The following is a 2,573-nucleotide window of genomic DNA, read 5'->3' on the forward strand; positions in this document are numbered from 1 at the left end:
CGTATTACAATCATTATCGTGGTCAGTGGAATTTAAAGAAGCTGCCGCCTGTAAAATACAGACAGCAGCTTCAACAAGTTTCCTAGTCTTTTTCAAAATGTCCTTTACAAAGGGTACACTTTATCGGTGGGGAGGGCTTTTTTGTTTTTTATTTAAATCATGACTATGCGCATATATGAATCTTGATTGTAGAGAAAGTCGTCACACATCAGACAAAATGTGAATCGTTTTCATAACGGTTATGTTATACTTACAAATGATATTGATCTATAGAAGGAGTGTTTTAGTAGTGATTAATGAACAACAAGTCCGTGAATTAGTAGGAGCTTTAAATGATCCTTTTTTACATAAAACATTAGCTGAAACTGAAGGTATTATTGAAGTTTCAATTAAAGAAGAAAAAGAACATGTTAGTGTAAAAATTGCAGTAGCAAAAACAGGTACGCCCGAACAACTTAATCTTCAAATGGAAATCGTTAATGCATTAAAAGGTGCAGGCGCTAAGTCTGTAGGTATTCGTTTTTCTGAATTAGATTCATCTGTATTAGAAAACTTCCGTGGAGAAGCAACTCCTGCAGAAGCGCAAGATATGCTTTCTCCTTTAAATAACACGAAATTCATCTCGATTGCATCTGGTAAAGGTGGAGTTGGTAAATCGACTGTATCTGTCAACTTAGCAGTAGCGCTTTCTCGTCTTGGGAAAAAAGTTGGTTTAATCGATGCTGATATTTATGGTTTCAGTGTTCCAGATATGATGGGTGTTCAAACAATGCCTGTAGTGGAGAATGACCGCATTTTCCCTGTTGAGCGTTTTGGCGTAAAAATGATTTCTATGGGATTCTTCGTAGAAAACAACGCACCAGTTGTATGGCGTGGCCCAATGCTTGGTAAAGTGTTAGATCAATTCTTCCGCGATGTAGAGTGGGGAGAGTTAGACTATCTTCTATTAGACTTACCACCAGGTACAGGGGATGTTGCTTTAGATATCCACCAAATGTTACCTGAATCAAATGAGATTGTTGTTACAACACCTCACCCAACAGCAGCTTTCGTAGCGGCTCGTGCTGGTGCAATGGCAATTAAGACAGATCACCATATTCTAGGTGTAGTAGAAAATATGTCTTGGTTCCAGTCAGATGTTTCTGGCAAAAAGGAATATGTATTCGGACAAGGTGGCGGACCTAAGTTAGCTGAAGAATTACGTACAGATTTACTTGGTCAAATTCCACTAGGTCAACCGGATATTATTGAAGAAGACTTTGCACCATCAGTATATGCACGTAACCATTCAACTGGTCAGTTATATATTGAAATGGCACAAAGAGTAATCGATCAATTAAACGAAGAGAAGTAAGTTTCTTCTATATAGAAGGTGTTTCGCAAATTCCACGCGAAACATCTTCTTTTTTTAGTCTATAAAGGAAAAAAATAGTATAATGGTAGAAATAACTAAATACGAGGCGGGAGGACATCATGACAATTCGTAACTGGATGAGGTTTTTTATTAATTCTTTATTGATCGGTGGAGTGATTACAGGGCTTGTTAGTTTATTTATTCGTTGGGATGATTTTTATCGTACATATTATGAAGCGGGTGAGTGGGGAGAGTTAGGTGCAGCGTTTCTTTGGTTCGTTGTATTAGGCTTTACGATGAGTGTAGTTGCACAGACGGGATACTTTGCGTATTTAACAGTTCATCAAATCGGTGTGAATTTGTTCAGATCCTTAACTTTATGGAATTGGGTGCAGTTGTTACTAATTGTCATTACAATAGTAGATCTAATACTATTTAGATTCAAACCTCATGCGAGTACGTTAGGAGATTGGGGTTTTTATTTAGGGTTGCTGGCAATACTATTAATAGCAGCGGTAATTACAGCGTTTTTGAAAGTGAAATTAACTGGGAAGAAGCATGTATTCATTTCAGCGTTATTCTTTATGATCGTAGTCAGTACATTAGAGTGGCTAATTGGTCTATGGATTCAATCTTCAGAGGGTGGAGATGCGTATATAGCGTTGTTGTTATTCCCGATTATTGCGGTGAATATGTATCAACTCTTGATTTTACCTAAGTATAATGCGAAATCAGAAGCGGATCTTAAAAAAAGAGCAGATAGAAGAAAGCTTCGTAAAGAAGAAGAAGTACAGCTACAATCGAAATAAAATAGCTTTTATAGGAGGAGCCATATGAAGGGTTCCTTTTTTCTATAAAAAAACAGTATTTCTAATTGACAGGGGACGATAAAGAGCGTATAGTTATCAACGTTGCCTCAACAAGTTGTACAAAACGTTTTAATAGTGATTAAAATAGTTGTTGACTTTTATGAGAGTAGCGCTTATAATAATATAAGTCGTCAAGCAAGACGCGAACGAAACTTAAAAAACAACTTAAAAAAAGTTGTTGACATCATCAAGTTATCTTGATATAATAATTAAGTCGCTAACGAGTGACGCAAACAAAACATGAACCTTGAAAACTAAACAAGCAAGAAGTTAATCACAATAAAGTCTTATCACTTAGTGGTAAGCAATTGTTATCATAGATAACGCTAGCAAAGCAAATGAGCTTTCAA

General features: G+C 36.4%; 2 protein-coding genes. Both read left to right on the forward strand.

What is annotated here, in order from left to right; translation table 11 throughout:
- Positions 1 to 289: 289 nt before the first annotated feature.
- Positions 290 to 1,354 carry a P-loop NTPase gene (locus DF281_RS14340; RefSeq protein WP_166636171.1) on the forward strand — a complete coding sequence of 355 codons (1,065 nt, stop codon included), beginning with the start codon at positions 290 to 292 and terminating at the stop codon, positions 1,352 to 1,354.
- Between the two features lie 119 nt (positions 1,355 to 1,473).
- Positions 1,474 to 2,163 carry a KinB-signaling pathway activation protein gene (locus tag DF281_RS14345; RefSeq protein WP_109350938.1) on the forward strand — a complete coding sequence of 230 codons (690 nt, stop codon included), beginning with the start codon at positions 1,474 to 1,476 and terminating at the stop codon, positions 2,161 to 2,163.
- Positions 2,164 to 2,573 lie beyond the last annotated feature (410 nt).

This window comes from Kurthia zopfii, assembly GCF_003143955.1.
Lineage (GTDB): Bacteria > Bacillota > Bacilli > Bacillales_A > Planococcaceae > Kurthia > Kurthia zopfii.

What these genes read in the sequence shown, in the direction of transcription:
- DF281_RS14345 (WP_109350938.1), top strand. Translation starts at nt 1,474, where the DNA reads ATGACAATTCGTAACTGGATGAGGTTTTTTATTAATTCTTTATTGATC.